Origin of the sequence: Ensifer sp. 1H6, assembly GCF_001976035.1 — a bacterium.
In the GTDB taxonomy this organism is placed as follows: domain Bacteria; phylum Pseudomonadota; class Alphaproteobacteria; order Rhizobiales; family Rhizobiaceae; genus Ensifer; species Ensifer canadensis.
Genome location: NZ_MOAI01000035.1, coordinates 15,782 through 36,508, shown reverse-complemented (window position 1 = coordinate 36,508; position 20,727 = coordinate 15,782). Strand labels below are relative to the sequence as shown.

Below are 20,727 nucleotides of genomic sequence, written 5' to 3'. Positions count from 1 at the left end.
TGGTGTTGGGGCCTCTGGGCTTGCTCGAAGCGAGGAACGCAACTAAATCTGCGCCCCCCTGCACCGGGCGGAGTTGTTCCGGGCATATGGCGGCGAAACATCTTGGGCACCCAGTCATCAATGCCCCGCGGGGCCGGAGACAGCATGAGTACATCACATGACGGCACGCCGCATGATGCCCTCCAGCCTCAAGGATTCCTTGCCCTCCTCCTCGGTTCGATCGGGGTCGTGTACGGCGATATCGGGACGAGCCCCCTCTATGCGTTTCGCGAGGCACTCAGGCCATTTTCCCGCGACGGCATCAGCCATGAAAGCGTCGTCGGCCTCATTTCGCTCATGGTGTGGACGCTGACGGTCATCGTCACCTTCAAGTACGTCCTATTCCTCCTGCGTGCCGACAACGACGGCGAAGGCGGAACACTCTCACTCTTGGCGCTGCTCATGAAGAAGACCGGGCGCTACATGCCCGTCCTCTTCTTTGCCGGCATCGTGGGGGCGGCCCTCTTCATCGGCGACGCCATGATCACGCCTGCCCTGTCGGTGATGTCTGCCCTCGAAGGTCTCAAGCTCGTCACCCCTGCCCTCTCCGACTATGTATTGCCGATGTCCGCCGTGATCATGGCTGCGCTTTTTGCGGTCCAGTCGCACGGCACGGCCGCCGTGTCCAAATTTTTCGGGCCTATTACAGTGCTTTGGTTTCTGGCGATGGCCTGGGGCGGCCTAATTCACATCGGCGACGACTATACGATCCTAGCAGCGCTCAACCCGATGAACGCGCTTTGGTTCATCACCCACGCCGGGTTTGCCGGCCTTATCGTCCTAGGGGCCGTGTTCCTGACAGTGACGGGCGCGGAAGCGCTCTATGCCGACCTCGGCCATTTCGGCCGCAAGCCGATCCAGACGGCCTGGTTTGTCCTCGTGTTCCCGTCGCTCGCGATCAACTACCTCGGTCAGGGCGCTCTCGTCCTCACAAACCCCGAAGCTGCGGAAAACCCGTTCTATCTCATGTATCCAGAGTGGGCCCTACTCCCGGTCGTCATACTCGCGACGCTCGCCACCATCATCGCGAGCCAAGCGGTGATCACGGGCGCGTTCTCGCTTGCGAGACAAGCGGTTCATCTCGGTTTCCTTCCGCGCTTACAGATTACCTTCACTTCGGAGACAAACACTGGACAGATCTACGTCCCGGCTGTGAACGGCCTTCTATTTGTTGGTGTCATCGTACTGATCTTCGCATTCGGGGACTCTGAATCGCTGGCAACGGCCTATGGCATTTCCGTCACGGGCGCGATGGTCGTCACGACGCTGATGGCGTTCCAGTTCCTGCGTTCGGTCTGGCGATGGTCCACGGCCGCCGCGGCCGCTGTGCTGATACCGCTCTTCGTCCTGGAAAGCGTTTTCCTCGGAGCGAACCTTCTCAAGATTCATGACGGCGGGTGGGTGCCTGTACTGCTTGCGGCCACTATCATGCTCGTTATGTGGACGTGGACGCGTGGATCTCTATTGCTTCGGGAGAAGACGGCGAGAAACGATATCCCGCTCGACACGTTCATCGCATCCATCGAAAGGGATTCGCTCCACGCTCCGGTCAAGGTGAAGGGAACAGCAGTGTTCCTGACAAGCGTTGGCGACAAGACGCCGGCCGTACTGCTGCACAATATCAAGCACAATCACGTCCTGCACGAGAACAACGTCATTCTCACGGTAAAGACCTCGCAGAGACCTTACGTCCCTGAGGCTGAACGTGTTCAGATGACCAAGCTTTCAGAACGGTTTGCTCGGATCGAGATCACATTCGGCTTCATGGACGAACCGAATGTCTCAAAAACACTGGCGCTCTGCAAGAAGGCGGGCTTCAAGTTCGAGATCATGCAGACGTCGTTCTATCTTGGACGTCGCACGCTGATCAGCGATCCGAATTCTGGGATGCCGGGCTGGCAGGACAATCTCTACATCGCGCTAACCGGGCTTGGTGTCGATCCTTCGGCCTACTTCAAGCTTCCAGCAAATCGGGTGGTGGAGATTGGGGAACAGATGTCGATCTGAGGGAGCGGAAGGAGTGAAAGCGCCACCGCTCAATCGCCCGCACGCTCCGAGATCCGGCTTAAACGTAGCACGATTTTGGCTTTCAGCGGTGGTCTCAGAACCGCATTCGCGCCAAACCGATGCTATCAATCCTGCAAAAAGAAACCAAATAGCGCTCGGAAAGATCAGCGCTCAAAAGATATCGGACGCTGACGGGGTGGCGGCTGGGGAGAAAATTGAAAGCCTCAGAAAGCGCGATGGCGTCCAAAAGTCGGCACCTGCGGTTGCCCGGCTCATCCCGCTTTCAAAGACGGATACGATCCGAGCTTCGGACGGATTTATATTGGCAACGCCATCACCGCCAACCCACTCGCCGGCAATCAGGTTCTGGTGCAATGTCATAATGGGGTTCCTAGATCAGCTGGCGTGCGGCGAGGTTGCGCATGAGATGGGACGCGCCGAACGTCCAGGGGGGGCACTCGGTGGACAGCCTCACCGTGTTGACGAGAGCGCCGAGCTTGGCGTTGGAAATCGTCACGACATCGCCGACCTTATGAGTAAAGCCCTGACCCGGAACGTCGCGATCTTCGACTGGAGCGAACAGCGTGCCCATGAACAACATCAAGCCATCGGGATATTGGTGATGGGGACCGATGGTCTGTGCCACGAGGTCGAGTGGATCGCGGCTGATCTCCTTCATCGAGCTGCGGCCGGTCAGGACATAGCCATCTTCGCCCTCAATCCTCAGATCGAGTTCGGCATCGCGAACGTCATCAATTGAATAGCTTTCATCGAACAGTCGAATGAACGGGCCGAGTGCGCAGGAGGCGTTGTTGTCCTTGGCCTTGCCGAGCAACAGGGCAGAGCGTCCTTCGACATCGCGCAGGTTCACATCGTTGCCAAGCGTCGCTCCTTTCACCCGGCCCCTACTGTCCACAACCAGCACCACCTCCGGTTCAGGGTTGTTCCATCTCGAGATCGGGTGGAGCCCCACCTCGTCCCCATGGCCGACCGCTGACATGATCTGTCCCTTTGTGAAGACTTCAGCGTCGGGGCCGATTCCGACTTCGAGATATTGAGACCAGACACCCTCCTCGATCAATGCCTCCTTGACCTTGGCCGCTGCCAGCGAACCGGCCTTGAGATTGCGCAGGCTGTCTCCGACGACCGCCGTCACGCGTTCGCGGATCTTAGAGGCGAGGTCGGGATTTCCTGCCGCGCGCTCCTCGATCACCCGCTCGATCATCGAGCGTGCAAAGGTCACTCCGCAGGCCTTGATCGCGTGAAGATCGCATGGGGCGAGCAGCCGGGGCATGCTCGGGTTAGCGGCCCGGCCGGACAAAACATCGTCGAGATTGCAGATCGCTTTTCCCTCTTGGGCACGAACAAACCCGACCGGATCGTCCATCTCGGCGAGATCGCGCATCGTTGGCGCATCCTTCGAGGTGATGTCGAAGATTACGCCGGCCCTAACAGCCACCAGCGCCGGCCCCTGTTCTTGCGGCAGCCAAACGCGACCTACGAAGGTGCCGCTCTTACTGAGTTCCATATCGTTCATCCCATTTCAACGTCATTGAAGCAGTCAGTTTTTGGTGGTGTTCGAGCACCTGAAGGCCGGGGTGACCCTCAAGATTATGAGCGTCGACAGGGTGGGAGACCGGCTCAAAACAAAAGAAGTCGGCCTTCGACCCCGGCGAGAAGACCAATGCATATGCGAGGTTATCCGAGGCGGAGAGCCTGACGGAGATGGCCCCGTCGCCTTGCGTGATCACGGCTTCTCCACCCCACTCGCCGAAGGCGTTGTTGATCCAGCCGTCGGGCAAGATCCGCCCTTTATCGAAGTTCCAGTCTGAAGCGTCACCGATCTCTTGCCGCCCGGCGGGAAGATGATGCTCGTCCTCCAGCCATATCTCCGCGGCACGAAATCGCAGCCGGGTGTCCGCATTTCTGGGAAACCACGGATGAAATCCCACGCCGAACGGCAATGCTTGCTCCGACATGTTTTCAACTTCGAGCTCTACGATCAGTTTGCCCAACGCGAGCGTGATGATTTGCCGTGCCCGATAGCGGAATGGACCGATCTCCCCGTCGCATTCGAGTTCGACGAACTCTGAGCGCTGGGCAAGCGTGCACCAACACCGCTGAAAGCCGTCCCCGTGAATGGGCAATGGCTCGCCACGAAGGTTGGCAGGAACAGGATGGAACGCACCATCGTGTTCGAAGCCGCCCCCGGAAATGCGATTGGAAAATGGGACCAGCACATTGCAGCCGAGTGCGAAAGGGCCATCCTCCATCCGCCCGTTCCATGGCCTCAACACGGGAAATAGTGCACCGTTCGGGTGCTGCACATCAAGCCGCGCAATCCCCCCTCCGAGCGCCGGCACGAGCTCGAGGCGCGCGTTGCCGTTGTCCAGGACGATCCGCTCGGCCACCATCTCTACCAGCCGCCGTCGATCGCGAAGTTCTGCCCAGAGATCATGTCGGAGGCCGGCGAGACGAGGAAGAAAACGAGTTCGGCCACATCGTCGGGCTGGATGCGTTTTTTGAGGCTCTGCCGCGTCAGGATCCAATCGTTGTATTCCTGAAGCCTATCTGCAAAGACCCGGTCTTCCGCTTCGGAAACAATCGCACCTGGCGAAACCGCATTGACGTTGATGCCATGTGGACCAAGCTCACGGGCCAGCGACTTCGTGAGACCGACCATCGCGCCTTTTGACGCCACATATGGTACGTAGCCTTCCCATTGGCCATTGAGCGTGATGGAAGCAAAGTTGATAATCTTGCCTGCCCCCTTGCGCTTCATCAAATCCGCACAGCCTCTGACAGCAGCAAAGGCAGCTGACGAGTTGACACGGATCTGATCTTCGTACTCCTCCAAGCTGAAATCTTGAAACGGCTTGTTGATGATGAGCGCGGCGTTGTTGATCAGGATGTCGATGCCACCCAAAGCCTCTGCCTCGTCCCGTATGACCCTTTCCGATGTGGCGAGATTATTAAGATCACAACCAAGAAAGCGCACGTTTTCGCCGAGGCTTCGTGCCAGCGTCTGCGCATCGTCCAGCCCAGGACGGTCAAGTACGACGACGGTCGCGCCTTCCTTGTTGAGCTTCCTTGCCTGTGCTCGACCGAGCGTGCCGAGGCCTCCGGTGACGAGTGCCACTTTTCCCTGAAGCGTTTCCATTTGCGTTCCCTTCAAAGCACCGACTGCACTTCGTCGATCGACGTGTCGGCGACACGCTTGTCGAGCACGATCTGTCCACGCGCCATCGCGACCACACGATCACAGCAGTCAAAGACATGATGCATATTGTGGCTAATGAAGATTCCCGTGACGTTCTGTTCTTTCAGCGAACGAACGAAACCGATGACCTTGTTGGTCTCCTTGACCGAGAGATGGTTAGTCGGCTCATCGAGGATCATCACCTTGGATTTAAAGTGCATGGCTCGGGCGATGGCCACGCCCTGCCGTTGCCCCCCGGAAAGCTCACCAACCAGCGCATCGGGCGAGCGGAGATGCAGATCGACATCTGCGATCGCCCGGACACTTTCCTCGCGCATCTTGCGTAGATCCATAACGCCGACGCCGAACACCGAGTATTTCAGCGGCTCTCGACCGATGAACAGATTCCGCGCAATCGACATGGTTGGAACCATGGAGTTGTACTGGTAGATCGTCTCGATGCCGAGACGCATGGAATCGCGCGGGCTGCAGATCGCGACTTTCTCGGATTCGATATAGATGTCACCCTCATCCTGCTTCTGCACACCGGAGAGGATATTGATCAGTGTGGATTTGCCGGCACCGTTATCACCGATGAGGCCCACTGCTTCGTTGCGGGCGAAATCGACCGAGACGCCTTTCAGCGCATGCACGCCCGAATACCACTTGTGCAGGTTTTTGACGGAAACGATTGTATCCTTCATGGTTCAGACCTCCACTTTGATGGACTTTGCGCGCTTGCGCAGCCAAGAATTGGCGACCACCGCAAAGATGGTCAGCGAGCCGATGGCGAACTTGAACCAGTTGGCGTCGACCTGGCTGAGAACGAGACCATTGTCGATCACGCGGATCAGCGCCACGCCCACGATGCCGCCCAAAACGGCGCCGACCCCGCCAGTCAGTGCAGTGCCACCGATAACCGCCGCCGCCACGGCCTGAAGCTCCATTCCCTCGCCGATTGACGGCAGGGGCGAACCGAGGCGAAGCACCTGGATCAATCCGGCAAATCCGCTTAGTACCGAGCAGAGAATGAAACAGGCGATCTTGACGCGCGCTGTCGGGATGCCGAGTGCCGCCGCCGCCGGCAGGAATCCGCCGGTTGCTCGGATCCAGTTGCCAAAGTTCGTACGGCTGAGGAGCAACGACACGAGACCAGCGATGGCCACAAACCAGATGAATGACATTCTCACCAGTTCGCCCGGCCCGACGAAGCTAGTGAAGAGCCACGTGGGGAGATCGGCCGGTAGAAGCGGTGGAAATCCGCCCGAGATCACGACAGTCAGGGATCTGGCGACAAACATCATGCCAAGCGTGGTGATGAAACTTGGTATCGCGAAGCGAATGGTCAGAAAACCGTTCAGAAGGCCGATAGAGACGCACACAAGAAGGCCGGCGATCAGTGCCAGTGGGAACGAAATCCCTGTAACCATCAGCACCGCCATCGACATCGGCATCAGGGCGAATACGGCTCCCACTGAAAGGTCGAATTCACCGCAGATCATGAGAACCGTCACACCGATCGCGACCAGTGCCATCTCGGGCAGGATCCCCAAAACGCCGCGCAAATTGTCAAGACTCAAGAACACGCCTTCGGACTGGCTCTGGAAGATACCCATGAGAAGCAGGAGAAGGATAAGCGCGGCCAGTTCGGGCTTATCCATGTAGATTTTCAAAAAACGTTTCATTGCATGCGGCTCCAGTGCGAGAGGGCGGCGATGTGCTCGCCGTACCCTCTCGGCCAAATTTGGCGCTCTGCCCGTTCAACTTGACGGGCAAAGCACACTCTAACGCCCTGAACAGGCTAGTTTGTCTTTCCCGAAGAATCCGCTCCGGCCCCCGGGGAAGTGCGTTAGCGAAGACCCTTGGCGGAGAACTCCATGATCGTCTCGGCATCGGCGGGGCGAACAATGCCCTGCCCCGTGTCAATGTCGGACGGGGCGAGCCCGAAAGTCTTGGCGAGATAGACCTGCATGACTGGCATGAAGCCCTGCATGTAGGGCTGCTGATCGACCTGAACCTGGACGTAGCCGGTCTGCATCTGCTGAACGACTTCCGGCACGAGGTCGAAGCCCCCTAGCAGCACCTTGCCCGGCTCGACGCCGCGATCCTTCAGCACCCGTGCGACCGCCGCATGCCAAAAGCCAGTGTCGAAATAGGCCGTGGTGTCGGGGTGGGCATTAAGATAGGCGCCAACACGATCGGCCGTAATCGCAAGATCAGTGCCGCTATCGATTCGCTCCCAGGAAACCTCTCGGTTGGGATTGGCGGCCTTGTATTCCTCCAGGAAATCCATGACGCCCTGCCCGCGCGCCTCAGACCAGTTCTGGCCTGGAGCCGAAACTCCAACCAGCACCTTGATCGGCCCCTCCTTCGGGAAATTCTCCGCCATGGCCTGACCGAGCGAGTGGCCGGCTGGCCGGAATCCCTGGCCGACAAAAGCAGCGCGCATGTTTCCTTGTGCGCCCTGACTGTCATCCACATTGACCCCGATTACGACGACGTTGTCCTTCGTGGCGCGGGCGATGACGTCGTCGAACGCCTTGTCGTCGACAATCGAAGTTAGAAGTGCATCAGGCTTACGCGCCAGGGCCGCTTCCATGTTCGAAAGCTGCTGCTCGACGGAGCCTTCGTTCTGCGTAAAGACCATCTGGCAGTTGGCTGCGATCTTCTCGCAGGCGTCGTCAAAGCCCTTCTTCACCGCCTGCCAAAACGTATTCGACGCCGACGAATGGTGCGTGAAGACGATGTTTAGCGGTTCCGCGGATGCCCCGAGCGCTGTCGAGCCCAAAAGCGCTATGCTCAAAGCGCACCCAGTCAAAATCCCTCTCATATTTACTCCTCCCTTGGTTCATTTTGATTGCAGCTGAAGGTCCGTGTCAGTTCGTATCCGAGCTGCGGCGGAATACGGTGAATGCCTTATCGAGGTCCGGATTGAGTTCCATGCCCAGTCCGGCGCCTGGCGGTACTGTGATCATGCCATTCTTGACTTCGGGCAACGCCGTGACGAGGTCGCGGTACCAGGTCTTGTAGAAGGCGCGGACGCTCTCCTGTACCAGCGCATTGGGCGCGTTTAGCGATAGATGCGTCGATGCGCAAAGGACGACCGGGCCGGTGCAGTCATGCGGCGCGACGGGCAAGTGCCATGCCTCCGCCATAGCGGCGATCTTGCGTGCTTCCGACAATCCGCCGCACCAGCTGATGTCGAGCATGACCACGCCGGCAGCGTCGGTTTCCAGAAGGTCGCGAAAGGCCCAGCGCGAGCCCAACGTTTCCGAGGCTGAGATCGGTGCCGGCGAGACTGCTGCGTAGCGCTTGAGGCTCGAGAGGCTGTCCATTTTGATGGGATCCTCGTGCCAGAATGTTTGGTATGGCGCGAGTGCTTTGGCGATCTGCATTGCTGGCAACAGCTGCCACATCGAATGGAACTCGACCATGATATCCATCCGGTCGCCGACCGCCGAACGGATCTTCTCGAAGGGCTTAAGCGCCGACTTAAGATCGGGCAGTGAGATATATTGGCCGCGCGTCTTTTCCGCAGAGATATCGAACGGCCAGATCTTCATCGCCGTGATGCCCTCTTCAAGCAGGGAATGGGCAAGTTCGTCGGCGCTGTTCAGGAAGCCATTGAGGTCGTCGTAATTGCGCGCGGACGACGAGGACAGATCATAGTTCGCTGTCGTCTGGCCGGTCGCCTTCTTGATGTACTCAGTGCCCGCGCATGTGTTGTAGGTACGGATTTCCTTGCGACTGAAACCGCCGAGCAACTGGGCGATCGGCTGGTTCGTTGCCTTGCCGAAGATGTCCCACAGCGCGATGTCAAAGGCCGAGTTGCCTCGCACTTCAGCCCCGGAGGAGCGAAACCCGAGGTATCCCACGAGATCGGTGGCGAGGAGGTCGATCTGCAAGGGGTCGCGGCCGATGACCCGAGGCGCGACATATTCATGAATATAGGTTTCGACGGTCTCGGCGCCGAAGAAAGTTTCCCCGAGCCCGGTCAGCCCCTCATCCGTATGGACCAGGAGCCAGAGAAGGTTAGGGCGCTCCGCGACGCGGACCGTTTCCAGTTTCGTTATTTTCATAAGGCTGCTTCCTATGCGATGCCGGCCGCAAGAAGCGCCTTGACGCTCTCGTCGAAATGCCGGGCCATGAGCTGACTGGCTGCTTGCGGATCGCCCGCAGCAATCGCTTGCGCCAACTCGATATGGATTGCGTTCATTGCGTGCCGCTCTGCGTCCGAGGCGCGGCTGCGCCAACCGATCGGCCAAGTCTGCCGCGACACGCCCTGGAAGGCGCCGACAATCATCGAGAAGATCGGATTCTTTGAAGCGCGGGCGATCTCGAGATGAAACGCGAGGTCGCTCTCCATTACTTTCTCTGCGTCTACAAAATTGTCCTCCATTGCCTTCGCAAGTCCGAGAATGGTGCGCGCTTCCGCGTCCGTCCGCCTCAGTGCGGCGAGCGTCGCCGTACGGGTCTCTATGGTTCGGCGCACGTCGTAGACCTGATTGATGTTGATCTGGGCAGTGTGTACGCCGTGCTCGATCATCAAGGACATTGCTCCGTGATCGAGCTGCGCCACGGTGGCGCGCTTACCCGCACTGAGATCAATCAAGCGCATCGTGGCGAGCGACCTGAACGCCTCGCGGACCACCGATCGAGATACGCTGAGTTCCTTCGATAAGGTTGCCTCACTAGGCAGCCGGTCGCCGGGGCCGAGTTCATTTGTCCGGATGTGCTGGGTGATCGCGCCGATCGCGGTGCCGACCAGGCTGCCGGCTATATGTTGCTCGTCTTCAACTGGCCGCAGGTTCATACGTTGCCTCCCAAAATGCCAAAACCTGTCGGACAGGTTTACTTGATCCGATTCATAGTTTACGCATAAGCTGTATGTCAAGATTGAATTCGAAGACCAAACGGGGGAATTCCATGGGAGTTGAGGTTGACGTTGTTCTCGCCGCGAAAAACGTCGTCGGAGAAAGTGCCGTATGGGACGAACGAGAACATGCGCTATGCTGGGTCGACATCGTCGGGAAATCGATCCATCGCTTACGCCCGGACTCGGGCAAACACGAAAAGTGGAACTTCCATGATCTCGTGACTTCAATTGGCCTTCGTAAGGACGGAGGCGCCATTGTCGGATTGAGGAAGTCAATTGCGTTATGGGACTTCGGCGGCCAACTCCGCGCCATAGCAGAGGTTGAATCGGAGCTTCCGCGAAACCGCCTGAACGAAGGCGTTGTCGGGCCAGATGGCGCATTCTGGGTTGGCACCATGCAGGACAATATCGGTCTCGATGGCACGCCGCAGGCGATATCGGCAAAGACGGGAAGGCTCTATCGTTATGCGGTCGGAGAGCTATGCTCGGTTTCGGATGACCGCTTTGGCATCACCAACACACTAATATGGACTGAAGACGGTCGGCTCATTACGGCCGACACCGAAGACAACACGATCTACAGTTACGCCTTGGATGACAAATCCTGGTCTCTTCACGACCGGCGGACGATCCTTTCTGGCTTCAATCGTGGTCTTCCAGACGGATCTTGCGTCGATGCGGAGGGTTTCATCTGGAATTGTCGCGTCGCCGGTGGCGGTTGCGTGGTTCGTTTCACGCCGAGCGGTATAATAGATCGCATTGTCGATCTGCCCTGTTCGTGGCCAACCAGCTGTGCTTTTGGCGGGCCTGGACTTGAAACTCTGTTCGTTACTTCAGCACGCTTCACGATGAGCGACGCGTACCTTGCCGACAATCCGTACGAGGGATCTGTGTTCGGGATTCGGGCAGGTGTTTGCGGGCTGCCGGCCAATCGGTTCGGTCAATGACCTCGATTTCAGGTTGCCAGACGTATTCGCGTACCATGACTCGTACACGTACGGCTGCCCTAAGCTAGCTCAGGCCCAGGCGGAAGAGATCGTCCCAGTGCTCAAGGATGAGAGCGCTATTGATCGGCGCGCGATATGGCTCGCCAGCGCCGGTAGGCAGCGGCCTTCTCGAAGCGGTGAATTTCGGATCCTTGATGTCGCTCACCATATCATCTGCGATGTCGCGCAGCAGTGGTGGATGACGTGGAACAATATCTTGACCGCGAGTTTAAGACGATCGAGCAGGACTATGTGCAGATCACTCGATCTCGTTTGACCACGGGAACTCAGTCGCTTGCTGAGCAACGCCCGGGTTGTGCGGTATCTCGCCGGAGCCGGTTCGGCACTGGGACAAGCCTGTTTGCGCTGTAGCGGTCAGCTTTGCCAGGGATCAACCACAACAACGCCGGTGCCTTCAAAGTCCCGTACATTGCGGGTGACCACAATCATGTCATGGACCAGAGCAGTCGCGGCAATCAAAGCGTCGGCCTCGTTTCGCCGATCGGGGATATGCAGGTGCGCGCAACGCGTCGCAACCACATCATCAACTGGAAGAATACGACCGGCGAACTCAGGGCGCACATGACTGTCGAGCCATGAGCGCAGCCGAGCGCCCTGTGTGGCGTCCCGGCGCTGCACGCCGAGCACTCCTCGCTCCAATTCAAGAATCGTGATGGCGGAAATGAAGAAGCGCGCCGCATCTTCCGATCCGACCCACGCTACCACATTGGCATCGGCTTTGCCGTCGCCAACCTTGCGCAGTTCGGAAATCACGTTGGTGTCCAACAGATACTTCAAAACAAATCCGCTTCGCGCGGCCTGACTTCGACGCGGCGCGGCTCGAAATCGATCGCCGAAAGGCCGGACATCGCAAGAGCGTCGACAAGACTGCGATGCTTGCCGCTCAGGCGCTCGAATTCATCATAGGTCATGAGGACATGGGAAGGCTTGCCACGATCTGTGATGATCACCGGACCGCTCCTTGCCGCGTTCTTTGCGCTACTGACGTCGTGGTTCAACTCTCGGCTGGAAAGGGTCGTGATGCTCACGGCTGGACCTCCATGTAGGTAATTACCTACATATAGCATGAGAGAAAGAAATAACAAGCCGAGCATACGCCCGAGCGGTTTACGCTGGGCCTCGATACCATCGTCCAAGGTCAGCATTCCAGTCGATACATTATGTGAACTTTTTCCCCGGGAGGTGCATTATCGGCCCCTCAGGCTGGCGGCTATAAATCGCGCGACGCTAGAGCCCGCCTGATTGAGAACGAGATCCAACGGCGAGCACTACCTATCCCGGAGAATAGGTTTTTCCCCTCGAAGTTTTTGATATCTCTCCTGCGTCACATAATGCGCGAACAACCAAAAGCGCGGCGAAATCGCTCGCGACATTGGAGGATGTCATGCGTCGTACGACTGCCAACGTCGGCCACCATGGGCGGATGCTCAATGATCCCGCGATTGTTGTCGGGATCCCACATACGCTGCACCAGTCAACGAGCACCCAATCATGAGCTTGGCTTGCTCCTGTGATCCTCTCGATAGCTCGCCGGCTGAGAAATTCGAGTCGCGCCGGGGTGAAATGCCGGCCGCTGACCAGAATCCTGCAAGCGAAATGTCGCGCGTTCTCAGGACCGCGCCCATTCATCTCGCGGCTGACTCGTCCGGCGGCGCAATCGCCCACTGGAATCACGGCCCCTTGCATGACGTCGTTGAGCCCATGACCGATCATGTCATAATGGCTTACAACGGCGCGATACAGCGCATGGAACGGCGGTCAGGAAGATCGATTGCGAGCGGAACGTTTCGTCGCGGGGTTGTGATCATCATACCGGCTGGATCAAGCTCCCGATGGGATATTCCGAAACCGGTTGATGTCGTTCAGCTCTATCTTCCTCGCACGACCCTGACACGCATTGCCGACGAAACCGATACCTTCACACCAACCGATCTCCTGGAGCGAACGGCACATCCGGACCTCATTACATCCCGACTGCTCCTGAGCGCAGCCGACGTCCTGGAAGGCAATAGGGTACTGGATACACTGTTCAGGCAGCAGTTGACTGATCTTCTGGCCACGCGTCTGCTGGCTGCACATACCGGCAAGGCACCGAACTATCAGCCGGCGCTCGGCGGCCTCGCGCCGAGCGTGCTGCGCCGAGCCATCGAGCGATTGCGGTCGGACGTCGATGCGGACGTCTCCCTCGCGGCCCTCGCAGCCGATTCCGGGCTGTCACGTTTTCATTTCTGTCGCGCTTTCAAGGAAAGCACGGGGCTTTCCCCTCACAACTGGCTGCGTCAATATCGGCTCGAGCAGGCCATAAACATGCTGCGCGATCCTCAAAATTCGATCGCGTTGGTCGCAGCCTCCCTCGGTTACACCTCGCAAACAGCATTTGCGGCTGCATTCCGAAAATTGACCGGTGAAACACCGACTGATTGGCGGCGCCGCCACGGCTGATCGCAATCTCCTTTCGCCTGAAATTCCGGACTGTCGCGTTTTTTGCTGCGACGCCATGGGCTCGAACAAACGATGACCCATGCCACGCGATCCCCCTGGCATGGCGCTGGTCGCAGCCGCACTTGACCGCGCCTCGCGAATATCATTGGCCGCCGCATTTCAAAAGCCGACCGGTAAACGCCGGGCGATGAACCGCGGCGCATCCGCTAAACCGCAATTGCTCTGCAACGGCGCCAATCCCTCTGGCGCAGCCGTAGACTTGTTTCGCTAAACAACCATTGCGCCCACACCAATGGATCCTGCGGAGACAAAGGATGGTCTGGGACACCTCAATGGGACCGACTAGGGGTCAATCGCAACGAAGCGATCCGTAGCGGCCTGCCCGTTCGAACCGATGACTGGCGACGAAGCAAATATTCTACAAAGGATCAGCACAATGACCTCCATTACAACGAGTGACGGTGTTCAACTTTTCTACAAGGACTGGGGACCGAAGTCCGCTCAACCGATCGTCTTTCACCACGGCTGGCCGCTCAGCTCCGACGATTGGGATAATCAAATGCTCTTCTTCCTCAGCAAGGGCTTTCGCGTGATCGCTCATGATCGCCGCGGTCATGGCCGGTCGAGCCAGGTGAGTGACGGTCACGACATGGATCACTACGCTTCCGACGTTGCCGCAATGATCGACTACCTCGATCTTCGCAACGCGATCCATGTCGGCCACTCTACCGGCGGCGGTGAAGCCGCGCGGTATGTCGCGCGCTACGGGAAGGGCCGTGTGGCCAAACTGATCCTGATTGCGGCCGTGCCGCCGTTGATGCTGAAGACCGCCGCCAATCCCGACGGTTTGCCGATCGAGGCATTCGACGGATTGCGCAGCCAGCTGGCCGCCAACCGTTCGCAGTTCTATCGCGATTTTCCGAGCGGCCCCTTCTACGGTTACAACCGCCCGGGTGCCGAGCCTTCGCAGGCAGTCATCTCAAACTGGTGGCGTCAGGGCATGATGGGCGGCGCGAAAGCGCATTACGAAGGCATCAAAGCATTCTCGGAGACGGATTTCACCGAAGACCTGAGGAGCATCACAGTGCCGACGCTGGTGCTGCATGGCGATGACGACCAAATCGTCCCGATCGGCGCCTCAGCTCCGTTGTCGGCGAAGCTCCTGCAGGCCGGCACGCTGAAGATCTACGAGAAACTGCCGCATGGGCTGTGCACGACCCATGCAGATGTCGTCAATGCCGACGTGCTGGCCTTCATCACCGCCTAAGCGACGTCACTTCAGCAATTCGCGCGCCATCGATTACCGATCATCTCGCCGCCCATCAGGACCGGCAACGATGACGCGCGGCCCTTTGAAACTACAAATTATGGAGTGAATAACATGAGACTTGTGATCGTGGGCGCCGGCTTCGCCGGCATGTACGCCGCACTTTCCGCAGCCCGCCTGCGCGACATCGAAGGCGTTTCGCCCGAAGAGCTCGAAATCGCGCTGGTGTCTCCGGAACCGACGCTCGTCATCCGCCCCCGGCTTTACGAGCCGAACCCCGAGACCCTGACCGCACCTCTGCAGGATGTATTTGACGCCATCGATGTCGCCTATGTGCAGGGCAGCGTCGAAGCGATCGACCCGAAGGCCCGCACCATAGACGTCGTCAATGCCAAGGGCGAGCGAAAGTCCCTTCAGTATCATCGCCTTGTGCTCGCCACCGGCAGCCGGCTGTTCCGCCCGAATATTCCCGGCCTTGCCGAATACGCCTTTAGCATCGATAACATCAATGACGCTATTGCCCTCGATCGCCACCTCCACGCGCTTGCGACGATGCCGGCTTCGGCCGCCCGCGACACCATCGTTGTTGCCGGCGCCGGTTTCACAGGGATCGAGGCGGCGACCGAAATGCCTTCGCGGCTGCGGGCCCTGTTCGACAAAACCGTCACCCCCCGGGTCATTATCATCGATCGCAGCAGCGCGGTTGCCCCCGACATGGGCGAAGGTCCTCGCCCGATCATCGAGGAAGCACTGCGCAAGCTCGGCGTGGAAACGCGGCTCAACGCCGGGGTTTCATCGCTGGATAAATCCGGTGTTGCGCTGAGTACCGGCGAGTATATCGAAACCATGACCGTAATCTGGGCGGCAGGCATGCGGGCCAATCCGCTGACCACCAAAATTTCCGGAGAGCGTGACAAGTTCGACCGTTTGCTGGTCGACGGCTGCCTGCGGGTGTCGTCCGTGCCCGGCGTGTTCGCCGCCGGGGATGCGGCCCGCGCCGCGTGCGACGGCTGCGGCAACTACGCACTGATGTCGTGCCAGCACGCCACACGAATGGGCGCCTTCGCGGGCAACAACGCCGCCGCTGAACTGTTGGGTGTGCCGGCCCGGCAATATCATCAGGAAGCCTATGTCACCTGCCTTGACCTCGGCGATGCCGGGGCCCTCTTCACCCGAGGCTGGGACCGTAAGGTGGAGATGGTCGGCGAGAAAGCGAAGGCGACCAAGCAGGAAATCAACACCGTCTGGATCTATCCGCCCCAGCCCGAGCGCGCCGCTGCGCTGGCTTCCGCCGATCCGGAGTGTGTGACGGATCTCTGATCGCATCACGACACGAGCTGCGCTCTACACAAGAGCGCAGCCCGTTATATTGCGGCTCCTCGTGAGGCGTCCCGCCAATTCATCGATCGCTTTCTCCTGCCGGTCAAGATACGGAGCTTGGCCAAAGGCCTGCCTTGGAACGCCGAGACCTCCGGCATCAGAGCTCCCTTTTGCCTGCGTGAAGCACTGGAATGCTATTGAGCGCGAATGACTGTGGCATGCACGCACAACCATTCGAAATCGCCATCGTCGCTGAGTGTCGAAGAGACCCTGCGGCACGTCCCACCCATCCACTCAATAGTGGTGCGACTTGACAATGCTCCGTTCCAAATCGCTACGGTAAGGTCGCGCCAGCGCCGACCGGAACGGGGCATCCAGAAGATCGCATCCATAAAGCGTCTGTTCTCGGTTCGCGGTCCCCGCTTGCCGCGGTAGCCGCCGGGCATCAAAGGCGCAAGCCAGTTCCATTGAGGCTCCGTCAACTTGCCAGGAATCGCGCAGACATGACCGATCTCTCCTCAAGATCTGCCGTGTATCCGATTCACACCCATTCGGGGTCAATACTCATCTTCAGCTCGCGGCTTTATGAAAAGCGCAGCGCTGTTGAGCGAATGTCAAAAAGAATCTGATACTTAATTGCCATCGCAACCGATTTGGCAAACGAGACGACAATTTCCTCGCCCAGTTCGTCCCAATTCGTGTCCGGCAACGATCTTTTGTGGCGGTGACCTAGATCGGCCGGGATGAGTGCGTATCTTTACTCGCGGCAGCATATTGGTTGTCCATCGGTGCCGGCACGAAAGCGAGGCTTTCGGCAGGCATGGCCAGCGAAAGCCCGCTTACTCTGCATTGATCATGAAGCAGGTCTACGATCTCGTTCTTGGCCGGCGTTCGAATGGCGACGTTGTCGACGCGGAACTGCAGCTCGACTTCGATGGCGATCGCGTCGATGGCTTTCACAGCGACGACCGGCGGCGGATTCTTGAGGATTAGGACGCTGGCTTGCAGCACAGACCGCATGACGTCCTCGACGAGGCGTGGTCTTTGCGTTGCAGCGATGCGCACCCGCACTGCGATCTGGTGGGTCTCGTCAGGGCGGCTGAGATTTGTCACGCCCTGCTTTGCCAGGATGCTGTTCGGTAGCACGACGACATTGTGCGCAACGGTCAGAAGGTTGGTGGAGCGCCAGTTGGTTTCGATGACGCGCCCCTCGGTTCCGTCGGTCAACTGGACCCAGTCGCCTAATGCATAGGCCCTGCCGAGTGTCAGCGCGATGCCGGAAAAGACATCGCCGAGCGTATTCTGTAGCGCAAGGCCGAAGATAACAGCTATGACGCCCGAGGTTGTGACCAAGGTGCCGACTGGCATGCCAAAGACAAAACCGATGACGGAAAGCGCCACGCCGAGATAGATGACGGCAATGGCCATATCCTGGATGAGATGCGCTTCCCGTGGCTTGCGGTTCAATCTGACGTAGATCTGGATGAAGCCGATGACCGTCCAGGCGAGATGGGTCCACCACAGGATTCTGGCCGATTTGGAAAGCAGCGCGCCAAAACCCTGCGTATAGGCACTGTCGGGCCGATGCGGAGCGATACCCCCTAGGTAGAGCACGAGGCTCATGCTGGTGAAGAACAGAATCTGGACGATCAGACGGCCCGTCGGACGGGTGCCGCCCTGGATGTGCCACACAACGATGCCGGCAATTCCCAGAAGGTTGACCAGAACAAGCGGCACGAAATTGTCATCACCAAACATGGCAGAATCACCGATTACGGTTGCGTCAAAGAGCGACCGGGCACCAGCACTGCAGGCCCGGCCTGATAGCCTATTTCTTGATCGGGATGGTCAGTTCCTGCTCAGCGGTATCGACCACGAAGACAGCGAGCAGCTTTGCCGGCTTAGTCTTGCTGGCGTTTTCGCTGACACCGTGGCGATCGCCCGGCAATTCCGAAAAGCTTTCACCGGCGCTATAGACCGTGACGGGACCGTCATTGACCTGACTGCGGATCGCACCTTCGAGAACGGTCGCGTAAATGAAGGAGGACGCTGGATGTGTGTGGCCCTCCGAGAAACCGCCCGGAGCATATTCGACGAGAACGCCCTTCATGCTCTTGCCGGGAACGTTCGGCAGTTCATGGTCATAGACCAGCGTAACCTTCGCGCCCTCGTCGCCGCCCGGCGTATCATGTGCAAGAGCCGAACCTGATAGGAGAGCCGTCAACGCAACGGCAAAATGCAATGACTTGATCATGTCTATCGTCCTTTCGTGACTGAGGCACCGGGCCGCCTCTCAGACGACCCGTATGAAAGTCGTTATTTTCTGGGCGTTGTCGCAAACCAATCATCGAAACCGATGCGCCCGATGCGAGGATGATTGTCGGAGACGAGTGACCCGTCCTCCAGTTTGGTCCCGAAATAGTGGGCATCCGGATCTGCGACAACGGTGCGGGAATCTCCGATCGCCTTGAGGTAGCGCGCGGCGAAATCACAGAGGCGCGCCCGCTCGGGGCCGCAGATTTCGACGATGCCGTTAGCCGGCGCAGCAAGCGCCGCGTCCGTCACGAAATCGGCGACGTCGTCGGACGCAATCGGCTGCAGAGAACCCGTCGACAAGCGGGCCGTGTCGCCAACTGTGCCCTCCTGGGCGATGCCGCCGAGAAATTCCATGAACTGTGTGGAACGCACGATCGTGTAGGGAATGCCAGCTGCGCGGATGATCTTTTCCTGGGCGACCTTGGCTCGAAGATAACCGCTATCCGGCAACCGATCGGTGCCGACGATGGAAAGCGCGACGTGGTGTTTCACGCCGGCCACGATTTCCGCTGCCATCAGGTTATTGCCCGCCGTCTGAAAGAATTCGAGCACGGCCTTATCCTCGAAGGATGGCGAGTTCGCGAGGTCGATCACCACCTCGGTATTCCTTAGTGCTTCCGCCAAGCCCTCCCCGGTAAGGGTATTAACGCCGGTTTTCGGGGCAGCGGCAATGACCTCATGCCCTTTCGTGCGCAGGCGCTCTGCGGTCTTGGAACCGATCAGGCCGGTTCCGCCGATAATCACGATTTTCATAAGATGCTCCATTTGCTGCGCGCCCATGCGGTGCGCGTGGTTCAATAGCTGGATAGGTGATCGCCTGGTTGAAGCTCGGGCTTGAAGGCCGGGCTGGACACGGCCTTCAATGATACACGCTCTGGTTCAGGCTCAATTCAGCAAGCGGTCAGTAGTCCCAGAAGACCGGTACCCACCGAAAGGCGTCGCCGTCGACCGCGACATGGCCAACGGAAGGAAACGGCATATGCGTTGCCACCAGCAGTTCGCCGGTCGCTGCCAGCTCCTGCAAAAGCCGGACCCGAACGCGGGCAGCCTCCTCAGGATCATGTTCGAAACCGTTGTGCCAGTCGGGGTGGTCGAACCCGACCGCGAACACGGCGTCACCGGCAAACATCAGCCGGTCGGTGCCCGAGGCTACGCGGACCACGCTGTGCCCGGGGGTGTGGCCGCCGGTACGAGAGACGACCACGCCCGGCGCCACCTGGTGCTCATCCTCGAACAGCCGCAGCTGGCTCTGATAGTCTTGGCTGAACCGCTTGGCGGCCGCCCGAAGGGCGTCAGGGAAGCCTGCCGGCATCGAGACATGGGAGAAATCGGGCGACTCCCAGAATTTGACCTCGGCAGCGGCCACGTGGATCCGCAGGTCCGGATTCAGCTGTTCCTTCACCCCGTCGACGAGCAGCCCGCCAACATGGTCCATGTGCATGTGGGTCAGCACCACGTCGGTCACGGATGCAAGGTCGATGCCGGCGGCCGCCAGCCGCTTCATCAACTGCCCAGCCCGCGGCAAGTTTAAATCCGGATCGAGTCCCAGCCCTGCGTCGATGAGGATGGTCTGCGCGCCGCTACGCACCACGACCACGTTCAGTGCCCAGTCGAAAGCGTCCTGCGGCAGGAACATATCGCCCAGCCAGGCGGCCCGCGCCTCCGGCTCCGCGTTGTGTCCCAACATCGCGGTTGGGAGCGGTAGCACCCCATCGCTGATTACCAGCACGTCAATCTCGCCGATCTGCACCGCGTAGCGCGACGGAACCAGCTCTTCGGGTGCCGCTCTACCGGGATGTGAAGTGTTGTCCAGTTTCATGCTTGCCTCCTGAGTGTCATTGATCATCTGGTTCATCTTTGAAAACTCCTTTTCTCTATGTTGGTGTGGCGTACGCTCCCTGTACGGACAGCGCAGTCAGTGCGGCATTTAGAGATCGGCGACACACTCACTGCTGGCGTGTCCTCTGATGATCTATCGAAACCGATCTGCGGCTGCGCCAGAACGATTGCTGCCGCTGTAGAGCAATTGCTGCCGACGCGTGTGCATGTGGCAATCGCCCGGGGTTTTGCCGGTCAGTTGAATGCGTTCGCGAGAGAAGCCGCCGGCAATGATCGCCGAACAGTCGCACCGCCGCCAATACATGGAATCCCATAAGTTGCGGCGGTGCGGTGGCCAGACTAGGGTGCGACCGATGCCGCCAGCGCCAATATCGAGACTAAAACAATCTAAACGCTGGTGATCCCAAACTGTATT

The 20,727-nt window shown here is 59.0% G+C and carries 19 protein-coding genes; 5 read left to right on the top strand and 14 right to left on the bottom strand.

Annotated features, from left to right (window positions below; genetic code table 11):
- The first annotated feature begins 144 nt into the window (after positions 1-144).
- Complete coding sequence (locus tag BKP54_RS29530) at positions 145-2,046, top strand: potassium transporter Kup (RefSeq protein ID WP_084815320.1); 1,902 nt, start codon at positions 145-147, stop codon at positions 2,044-2,046.
- Between the two features lie 391 nt (positions 2,047-2,437).
- Here the strand turns inward: BKP54_RS29530 and BKP54_RS29520 are convergent, their stop codons facing one another.
- From BKP54_RS29520 to BKP54_RS29485, 8 genes are all read right to left on the bottom strand, one after another.
- The gene (locus tag BKP54_RS29520) at positions 2,438-3,574 is read right to left on the bottom strand and encodes a fumarylacetoacetate hydrolase family protein (protein ID WP_128090527.1); all 1,137 of its coding nucleotides are present in this window, start codon (positions 3,572-3,574) and stop codon (positions 2,438-2,440) included.
- Positions 3,561-4,460: an aldose 1-epimerase gene (locus BKP54_RS29515; RefSeq protein WP_084815318.1), complete on the bottom strand. Its 900-nt coding sequence runs from the start codon at positions 4,458-4,460 to the stop codon at positions 3,561-3,563. The genes BKP54_RS29520 and BKP54_RS29515 overlap by 14 nt, the downstream gene beginning before the upstream one ends.
- A gap of 2 nt (positions 4,461-4,462) precedes the next feature.
- Positions 4,463-5,206, bottom strand: a complete 744-nt coding sequence (locus BKP54_RS29510; RefSeq protein WP_025430660.1) for an SDR family oxidoreductase — start codon at positions 5,204-5,206, stop codon at positions 4,463-4,465.
- An 11-nt stretch (positions 5,207-5,217) separates the two neighbouring features.
- On the bottom strand, positions 5,218-5,949 hold the full coding sequence (locus tag BKP54_RS29505) for an ATP-binding cassette domain-containing protein (protein ID WP_025430661.1): 732 nt from the start codon (positions 5,947-5,949) through the stop codon (positions 5,218-5,220).
- Positions 5,950-5,952: 3 nt separating this feature from the next.
- On the bottom strand, positions 5,953-6,930 hold the full coding sequence (locus tag BKP54_RS29500) for an ABC transporter permease (RefSeq protein ID WP_084815317.1): 978 nt from the start codon (positions 6,928-6,930) through the stop codon (positions 5,953-5,955).
- A 164-nt stretch (positions 6,931-7,094) separates the two neighbouring features.
- Positions 7,095-8,075 carry a sugar ABC transporter substrate-binding protein gene (locus tag BKP54_RS29495; protein ID WP_084815316.1) on the bottom strand — a complete coding sequence of 327 codons (981 nt, stop codon included), beginning with the start codon at positions 8,073-8,075 and terminating at the stop codon, positions 7,095-7,097.
- Between the two features lie 46 nt (positions 8,076-8,121).
- Positions 8,122-9,324 (bottom strand): mandelate racemase/muconate lactonizing enzyme family protein, encoded by a 1,203-nt coding sequence (locus BKP54_RS29490; protein WP_084815315.1) that lies wholly within the window; start codon positions 9,322-9,324, stop codon positions 8,122-8,124.
- 11 nt (positions 9,325-9,335) lie between these two features.
- Positions 9,336-10,058, bottom strand: a complete 723-nt coding sequence (locus tag BKP54_RS29485; protein WP_025430665.1) for a FadR/GntR family transcriptional regulator — start codon at positions 10,056-10,058, stop codon at positions 9,336-9,338.
- A gap of 113 nt (positions 10,059-10,171) precedes the next feature.
- Here BKP54_RS29485 and BKP54_RS29480 point away from each other — a divergent pair, with 113 nt between their 5' ends.
- Positions 10,172-11,068 carry an SMP-30/gluconolactonase/LRE family protein gene (locus BKP54_RS29480; RefSeq protein ID WP_084815314.1) on the top strand — a complete coding sequence of 299 codons (897 nt, stop codon included), beginning with the start codon at positions 10,172-10,174 and terminating at the stop codon, positions 11,066-11,068.
- Between the two features lie 414 nt (positions 11,069-11,482).
- On the opposite strand, the gene BKP54_RS29475 is transcribed toward BKP54_RS29480, so the two are convergent.
- Both BKP54_RS29475 and BKP54_RS29470 read right to left on the bottom strand, forming a co-directional pair.
- The gene (locus BKP54_RS29475) at positions 11,483-11,905 is read right to left on the bottom strand and encodes a type II toxin-antitoxin system VapC family toxin (protein WP_025430669.1); all 423 of its coding nucleotides are present in this window, start codon (positions 11,903-11,905) and stop codon (positions 11,483-11,485) included.
- Entirely contained in the window at positions 11,902-12,156 is a 255-nt protein-coding gene (locus tag BKP54_RS29470; protein ID WP_084815313.1) for a type II toxin-antitoxin system Phd/YefM family antitoxin, read from the bottom strand. Before BKP54_RS29470 ends, BKP54_RS29475 begins: the two co-directional genes overlap by 4 nt.
- A gap of 463 nt (positions 12,157-12,619) precedes the next feature.
- Between BKP54_RS29470 and BKP54_RS29465 the strand changes: the two genes are divergently transcribed.
- From BKP54_RS29465 to BKP54_RS29455, 3 genes are all read left to right on the top strand, one after another.
- A complete protein-coding gene (locus BKP54_RS29465; RefSeq protein WP_084815312.1) occupies positions 12,620-13,570 on the top strand; it encodes an AraC family transcriptional regulator in 951 nt (316 codons plus the stop codon).
- Positions 13,571-14,006: 436 nt separating this feature from the next.
- Complete coding sequence (locus BKP54_RS29460; protein WP_084815311.1) at positions 14,007-14,837, top strand: alpha/beta hydrolase; 831 nt, start codon at positions 14,007-14,009, stop codon at positions 14,835-14,837.
- A 114-nt stretch (positions 14,838-14,951) separates the two neighbouring features.
- Positions 14,952-16,157, top strand: coding sequence for an NAD(P)/FAD-dependent oxidoreductase (locus tag BKP54_RS29455; RefSeq protein WP_084815310.1), 1,206 nt, complete (start codon positions 14,952-14,954; stop codon positions 16,155-16,157).
- Positions 16,158-16,886: 729 nt separating this feature from the next.
- Here the strand turns inward: BKP54_RS29455 and BKP54_RS29445 are convergent.
- From BKP54_RS29445 to BKP54_RS29430, 4 genes are all read right to left on the bottom strand, one after another.
- Positions 16,887-17,915: a mechanosensitive ion channel family protein gene (locus BKP54_RS29445; protein WP_084815308.1), complete on the bottom strand. Its 1,029-nt coding sequence runs from the start codon at positions 17,913-17,915 to the stop codon at positions 16,887-16,889.
- 70 nt (positions 17,916-17,985) lie between these two features.
- Positions 17,986-18,411, bottom strand: coding sequence for a cupin domain-containing protein (locus BKP54_RS29440; RefSeq protein WP_084815307.1), 426 nt, complete (start codon positions 18,409-18,411; stop codon positions 17,986-17,988).
- A gap of 62 nt (positions 18,412-18,473) precedes the next feature.
- A complete protein-coding gene (locus tag BKP54_RS29435) occupies positions 18,474-19,226 on the bottom strand; it encodes an SDR family oxidoreductase (protein WP_084815306.1) in 753 nt (250 codons plus the stop codon).
- Between the two features lie 148 nt (positions 19,227-19,374).
- Entirely contained in the window at positions 19,375-20,328 is a 954-nt protein-coding gene (locus BKP54_RS29430) for an MBL fold metallo-hydrolase (protein WP_084815305.1), read from the bottom strand.
- Positions 20,329-20,727 lie beyond the last annotated feature (399 nt).